This window comes from Saliniramus sp., from assembly GCF_035311605.1.
Taxonomy (GTDB): Bacteria; Pseudomonadota; Alphaproteobacteria; order Rhizobiales; family Beijerinckiaceae; genus Saliniramus.
This window is the reverse complement of sequence record NZ_DATGCW010000019.1, coordinates 1-5,908: the sequence shown is the minus strand read 5'-3', so window position 1 is coordinate 5,908 and position 5,908 is coordinate 1. Positions and strand designations below refer to the sequence as shown.

The 5,908-nt window shown below is 66.9% G+C and carries 7 protein-coding genes; 3 read left to right on the top strand and 4 right to left on the bottom strand.

Translation table 11 applies throughout. The annotated features are described in order from the left end of the window. The coding region (locus tag VKP01_RS00895; protein ID WP_422662588.1) for a phage tail baseplate protein at positions 1-598 on the top strand (598 nt) is incomplete at its 5' end. Positions 599-641: 43 nt separating this feature from the next. Continuing rightward, positions 642-2,153, top strand: coding sequence for a DUF2793 domain-containing protein (locus VKP01_RS00890; protein ID WP_324409758.1), 1,512 nt, complete (start codon positions 642-644; stop codon positions 2,151-2,153). A 31-nt stretch (positions 2,154-2,184) separates the two neighbouring features. Here VKP01_RS00890 and VKP01_RS00885 read toward each other — a convergent pair whose 3' ends face one another. The 3 genes from VKP01_RS00885 to VKP01_RS00875 form a co-directional block, all read right to left on the bottom strand. Then, on the bottom strand, positions 2,185-3,294 hold the full coding sequence (locus VKP01_RS00885; RefSeq protein ID WP_324409757.1) for an ATP-dependent RecD-like DNA helicase: 1,110 nt from the start codon (positions 3,292-3,294) through the stop codon (positions 2,185-2,187). A 4-nt stretch (positions 3,295-3,298) separates the two neighbouring features. Continuing rightward, positions 3,299-4,243, bottom strand: a complete 945-nt coding sequence (locus VKP01_RS00880) for a DMT family transporter (protein WP_324409756.1) — start codon at positions 4,241-4,243, stop codon at positions 3,299-3,301. Between the two features lie 81 nt (positions 4,244-4,324). Continuing rightward, the gene (locus VKP01_RS00875; protein WP_324409755.1) at positions 4,325-4,543 is read right to left on the bottom strand and encodes a hypothetical protein; all 219 of its coding nucleotides are present in this window, start codon (positions 4,541-4,543) and stop codon (positions 4,325-4,327) included. A gap of 260 nt (positions 4,544-4,803) precedes the next feature. On the opposite strand from VKP01_RS00875, the gene VKP01_RS00870 reads away from it, so the two are divergent. Further along, positions 4,804-5,133, top strand: a complete 330-nt coding sequence (locus VKP01_RS00870) for a DUF2293 domain-containing protein (RefSeq protein ID WP_324409754.1) — start codon at positions 4,804-4,806, stop codon at positions 5,131-5,133. A 12-nt stretch (positions 5,134-5,145) separates the two neighbouring features. Here VKP01_RS00870 and VKP01_RS00865 read toward each other — a convergent pair whose 3' ends face one another. Continuing rightward, positions 5,146-5,853, bottom strand: coding sequence for an NAD-dependent deacylase (locus tag VKP01_RS00865; RefSeq protein WP_324409753.1), 708 nt, complete (start codon positions 5,851-5,853; stop codon positions 5,146-5,148). Positions 5,854-5,908: the final 55 nt, after the last annotated feature.

Here is a 5,908-nt window from a genome sequence, read left to right as displayed (position 1 = left end):
GGCGGCGCAGGCCGAGCTGATCGGCGAGGACCGTTACCGCCTGACGCATTTCCTGCGGGGTCTTGCTGGCAGCGAAGCGGTGGCGGCGCGCGATCTGGCGCCCGGCGCCACGCTGGTACGGCTCGACGAGACCGTGGTGCCGCTCGCCTCGGGGCTCTCGGAGCTCGGTCGGGAATGGCAATACCGCATCGCACCGATCGGGCGCGATCACGCCGATGATTCGGCCCTCGCCTTCGAGGCCCAGGCGCCACGCCTCGCCCTGAAGCCGCTCGCACCAGTGCATTTGCGTCTGCGGCGCGTCACGGGCGGCATCGAGATACGCTGGATCCGGCGCGGGCGCATCGAGGCGGATGCCTGGGAGCCGGTGGAGATCCCGCTCGGCGAGGATGGCGAGCATTATGCCGTCGAAATCATGGACGGCGCCACGCTCAAGCGGCGCATCGTCGTTGATCAACCGCTCTGCCTCTATCCGGATGCCGACGAGATCGCCGATTTCGGCGCGCCGCGCGACAGCCTCGATCTGCGGGTGATGCAAATCAGCGCAAGCGTCGGCGATGGTTTCGCCTTCATGGGCACGCTTTCCGTCATGCCGGGCTGAAGCCCGCCTCCTTCCTTCCCTCAAGCCAACCGAGGAATCCGCCATGAGCCTCACCCCTCATCTGGCGCTGCCGCTGCTCGCGGCGGCACAGGCGCAAAAGCATGTCACGCATAACGAGGCGCTCGCGCTGATCGATGCGCTCGTGCAGATTTCCGTCGATGCGCGTCTGGTCACCACGCCACCCGCCGAGCCCGAGGACGGGATGCGGGTGATCGTCGGGGCAGGGGCGAGTGGGGTCTTCGCCGGGCAGGAGGGGGCGATCGCCTGGTTCGATGCCGGGGCGTGGCGCTTTATCACGCCGGGGCCCGGCTTCCTCGCCTATGATGCCGGCGACGCGGCGCTGCTCCTGCATGACGGAGCCGCCTGGCGCGACCTCGAGGAGCTGATCGCCTTTCCTGAAATCTACGACCAGCTCGGCATCGCCACGGCACCGGATGCGCAAAACCCCTTCGCGGCGAAGCTCAACGCAGCCTTGTTCGCCGCGCGCGAGACGGGGGAGGGCGGTAGTGGCGATCTGCGGCTCGTCCTGAACAAGGCGGAAGCGGGCAATACCGGGGCATTCCTGTTCCAGCGTGACTGGTCGGCGCGGGCGGAATTCGGCCTTCTGGGCGATGATGATTTCAGCCTCAAGGTCAGCCCGGACGGATCAGCCTGGCAGGATGCGTTCAGCGTCGATCGTGCCACCGGCGCCGTCAGCTTCCCGCGTGGCGCGGCGCAAGCCGAGATCGCGATCTTCAACGCGGATGGTACATGGACGAAACCCGCCTGGGCGAAGAGCGTGATTATTGAGGTGATCGGTGCCGGCGGCGGTGGCGGTTCGGGCGCGGTCGGCGATGATACGGCGCCGCGCTTCGGGGGCGGGGGAGGTGGTGCCGGCGGTGTCGCGCGCATCACGTTGCTGGCGAGCGAGATCGGCGCGAGCCTCGCCATCATCATCGGTGCGGGCGGTACCGGCGCGGCGGGCGTGTTCGACAATGCTGATGCCGAGGGGCTCGACGGGGCTGATGGCGGAGAGACGCGTATCAGCGATGACGGCACGAGCCTGCTCGTCGCGGAGGGCGGCAAGGGCGGACGCGGCGGTTCGACGAGCGCGCAAGCAGCTTCACCGGGCGGGCTCGGCCATCTGCAATACGGCAATGCCGGTGCCGCAGCGGTACGCGATCACGGGGCGGCGGGGGCAAAGGGCCCGTGCGGCGAGGGGCCCGGCGGCGGCGGTGCGGGCGGGGCGATTGATACAGATGACAGCCGTGCGTCCGGGGGCGATGGCGGTCTCGGCCAGGCCATCGGCGGAACCGATCGCGCGGCGCCGGGCGGCGGCGGCGGGGGACCGGGCAACGGCGCCGGGGGCGGCTGGGGTAAAAGCTGGGATCGCGGCGCCGGCGGTGGTGGTGGCGGCGGCGGTGCGGGCGCATCCGCAGCCAATGGTGGCAACGGAGGCCCCGGCGGCGGTCCGGGAGGCGGTGGTGGTGGTGGCGGTGGAACCCGCAACAACACCACATCCGGGGCCGGCGGCGATGGCGCCGGTGGGGAGGTGCGGATCCTGGTTATGGGATGAGCGGCGCAGGGTTGCGGCAATGCGCATCCCCTCAGCGCACAACGGTAATGCGGTGCGCGGCGCGGGTCAGGCCGGTATAGAGCCAGCGGGCGCGGTTTTCGCGGAAGGCGCCGGATTCGTCGAAGAGGACGATGTCGTCCCATTGCGAGCCCTGCGATTTGTGCACGGTCAGCGCGTAGCCATAGGTGAATTCGTCGGACTCGCGGCGGATCACATAGGGCAGATCCTCCTCGCCCCCCTCGAAGAAGGCACGCAGCACCTTGACCTCGACCGCATGGCGACGGCTTTCATCCTCTGGCTTAAGATCCATGCGGATGAATTCGCCCTTGCGGTCAGTCTTGAGGCCGCGCATGGCCTCGACCAGCCAGGTGCCGCCATTGAGCAGGCCCTTGGACTTGTCGTTGCGCAGGCAGACGAGCTTCTCGCCGGCGGCGGGAAGGGGGTCGCGCAGGCCGAGCAGTTCGCGGATGCGGCCATTGTAATTGCGCCGGGTGCGGTTGAGCCCGACCAGCACCTGATCGGATTTCATCACCTCGTTCTGGTCGATCTCGGCGCGCCGGATGACCCGGCTCTCGCCGTAGAGGCCATAATCGAGCCGCCCGCCCTCGCGCACCGTCATCGACAGATGGATGATGGGATTGTCCGCTGCCTGGCGATGGACCTCCGTGAGCATCACGTCCGGCTCGGCCTCGGTGAAGAAGCCGCCGCCCTTGATCGGCGGCAGCTGCGCCGGATCGCCCAGAACGAGGACCGGCTTACCGAAGGAAAGCAGGTCGCGCCCGAGCTCCTCGTCCACCATCGAGCATTCGTCGATCACGATAAGATCCGCCTTGGCCGCCGCGCCCGAGCGGTTGAGCACGAAGGAGGGGCCCTCCGTTTCGTCGCTCTCGCGCGAGCGGTAGATCATGGAATGGATCGTGCCCGCATCAGCGCAGCCCTTGGCGCGCAGCACGGATGCCGCCTTGCCGGTGAAGGCACCGAATGCGACCTCGCCGTCGACACCCTCGGCAATATGGCGCGCCAGCGTGGTCTTGCCGGTGCCGGCATAGCCGAACAGGCGGAAAACCTGTTGCCCGCCGCCATCATCAAGCCAGCGCGACACGGCCTTGAGGGCGTCATCCTGTTGGGCCGACCACGACATGTTTTCACTCGTCCTTGAGCTTCGGGATTGACGCCCGCGCAGCCTGATTGCGCCGGTGTTCCGCGCGTAGATTCTGCAGGATGCCGATGAGAATCAGCGCCCCTCCGGCGAAGATGAACGGATCGAGCGCTTCGGTATAGAGGAACCAGCCGATCAGCGCGATCAGGGGCAGGCGCAGAAAATCCAATGGCACCACGATCACTGCATCGCCGTGGCGATAGGCATTGGTGAGGCAGAAATGGGCCGAGAGCCCGCCGACACAGATGCCGATCAGCGGCAGTAGCGGCAGATCCGGGATCTGCAGAAAGAACAGCTTGTCGGCACCGAGATAATTCATCGGCAATTGCATCACGTTCATCCACAGCAGAATGGCGAAAGTGCCCTCGGTCCCGGTGAGGCGCTTGGTGGCTATCGTGGTGAGGGCGAAACAGATCGCGGCGCCCAGCACGATCAGCCCTGTCGGATCGAGGGAGCCCGGCGCCGGGCGCAGGATCACGAGGATGCCGATGAAGCCCAGCGCGATGGCGATCAGGCGCGGCGCGGTGAGCTTCTCGCCCAGCAGCAGGAAGGCGAACAAGGCCACCCAGGCCGGGGTGGTGAATTCGATGGCGAAGACCATGGCCAGCGGCAACAGCGTGACGCCGAGTGCCCATGCGTATTGACCGAAAAAATGGATCACGTTGCGCTGGAGGTGCAGCCCCATCCGGCGCGGGCGAAAGCCTTCGCGCAGGGAAGGATAGGCGATGGCGACGCTGACCAGGATGATGATCCCGGCAACATTGCGCAAAGCCAGAATGTCGAACACGCCGATCGTGCCCGACAATTCCCGGATCGAGACCGCGACGGTCGAGAACGACAATAGCGTACCCGTCATCCAGGCGATGACGAGCAGGGCATTGCCGGCGGGGCGCGCAGCGGTTTGCGATGGTTGCGCGGATGGCTGTGACACGGGCGGGATCGAACGTTTTATGAACCTGCGCGATCCTTACCCCGGATTGCCGCGACTTGCAAAGCCCGGTTCGAGGGCGCGTCAGCCCAGGAGTGGCGCAAGCGTTGCCAGCAGGGTGCATAATCCGATGACGAGCGCACCCGCCGCCGCGCCGGATGCCGCCGGGCTCACGTGCGGAGCCCCGTCGAACCGACCGGCCTCGGCGAGGCGCAGGGCATAGTCACATCCTGGCTGTGGAGACAGCGCCGCCGCATGGCGGTTCTCCTCAGCGTCGAGGCTGATTTGCTGCGATGCCGCCATGCCGGAACTCCGTGCGCTCTTCGTCTCACCCGGGAAAATCGACGGGGATCACTGAAGCGCAGGTAAACCGGCGCGCCAACGACGCGGCTTTCGCCGGGCAGGGTGAACGGAGCGTTACCCGCGCCGGCGGCTTTCTGTCTTCACGCGGGCGGGCAGCAATGGCATATTGAAGCACAGGGCGGCGAGGCGGACGGACGGCGTTGACCGAGGATGGCGTCATGGCGGACATGGCAACGCGGAAAACCCGCAAAGGACAGCGAATGCGTGCCGCGGGCGCGTCGGGTACAGCCGCAGCCGGGCGCCGCGAGCGCCTCGGCGAAGCCCTCGACCATCTCGCGCCGCGGTTGCCGCGTTTCGAGCGCGAGGCGATCATCGATCACGCCCTCGACAGCCCCGGCCTCAGCGTGGCCGCTCCCGGCAATGCCGCATGGCTCGCGATGGTGGCCTATATCCGCCACGTCTTCACCGATTACGACGCGCTCCTCGCGGAAGGCTTCGACCAGGATGCCGCGCGCTTCTTCGTGATCGACGAGATCAACGATTATCTCGCCGAATGGGGCGCGAGCCGACAGGTCGAGGGGGGCGAATAGCCGGCGTACATCTCACCGCAGCTCCGCCAGTACCCGCGCCACGAAATCGGGCACTACTTCGCTCGCCGGGCCGTAGGCGCGTTCGTCGAAGGCGTGGGCATTGTCGGAGGGCTCGAGATTGAGCTCGCAGGTGCGCAGCCCCATCATCCGCGCCTCGCGCACGAGCCCCGCCGCCGGATAGACCGAGCCGGAGGTGCCGATCGCGACGAACAGATCCGCACTGGCCAGGGCTTCGCCGATAGCGTCGAGACCGAAGGGGATCTCCCCGAACCAGACGATATGGGGACGCAGCCGCCCCGTCGTGCCGCAGGCGTTGCAATGATCATCGCGTCCCAGATCCTCACGCCAGTCATGAACGCTGCCGCAGGCAGTGCAGCGCGCCTTGAACAATTCGCCATGCATGTGATGCACATGAAACGAGCCGGCGCGTTCATGCAGGTCATCAATGTTCTGCGTGCAGAGAAAGAGTGATCCCGATACCGCCGCGAGTCCTGCTTCGAGGCGGGCGAGTGCCGCATGGGCGGGGTTCGGCTCCGCCGCGCGCAGATTGGCTCGCCTCGCATTGTAGAAGGCCTGGACAATTTCCGGGTCGGCGGCGAAGGCCTCGGGCGTGGCGAGCTTCATCGGATCGTGGTGTTCCCAGATCCCACCGGAATCGCGGAAGGTGCCCATGCCGCTTTCCGCCGAGATTCCGGCTCCGCTCAGAACGAATATGCGCATCTCGCCTCCCGACATACTGCAAAGGGGAACGGTCATGCTGCACATCCGAATACGG